Origin of the sequence: Apibacter sp. (assembly GCF_025291155.1) — a bacterium.
Taxonomy (GTDB): domain Bacteria; phylum Bacteroidota; class Bacteroidia; order Flavobacteriales; family Weeksellaceae; genus Apibacter.
Window position 1 is genome coordinate 1 of the sequence record NZ_JAMBJZ010000164.1, and the last position, 603, is coordinate 603.

Annotated in this window: 1 protein-coding gene; it reads right to left on the reverse strand. The window is 25.9% G+C overall.

All coding sequences use genetic code 11. The annotated features are described in order from the left end of the window. Positions 1 to 355: 355 nt before the first annotated feature. On the reverse strand, positions 356 to 603 hold a 248-nt coding region (locus M3Z80_RS09720; RefSeq protein ID WP_293919419.1), incomplete at its 5' end, for a hypothetical protein.

Here is a 603-nt window from a genome sequence, read left to right on the forward strand (position 1 = left end):
AGGACTTTAATTTTTTGTGTACAAAAACAACTTGTAAGAGTAAAAATTAAAAAAAATTTAATAATTAGTGCAAAGTGATATCGGAATTTTTTCATATAATTTATTTAGTTTAACTAAATTTATTGCTAATAAGTGTTTTTTATTTATTCTATGCCATTTAACATTTACTTTATATATTTTGCTTATCATTAAGGTGGAAAAGGAATAAACTACATAAATCTTTTAAAGTTAAATGTAGGTCATTAAATGTTTTGCAATATTTCTGATTTTACAAAAAGCTTTAGATCTAGCTTTTTCAAAACCATATTTTAAGATTTCCTACCGTTGTAAACCTGAAACTTTATCATCAGGAAAATCATGCAACAGATTGACAGTTTTTAAAAAAATGACCATCAATTGGATTTATCGATTGAATATTTTTTAACTCTTGTTCACGGTGGGCAAGCATTTGTTTAAAAAGAGGTAAAGATTGCTGATCTGTTGAGATATAAATGCTTTGATAATAATCATATTCAAACCAATTAGCTTTTGAAGCTTTAAATTGTTTTGGTAAATCAATTAAATAGGTACCCAAGCAGCGGGTAGCTGAGTTATTGAGTAGTT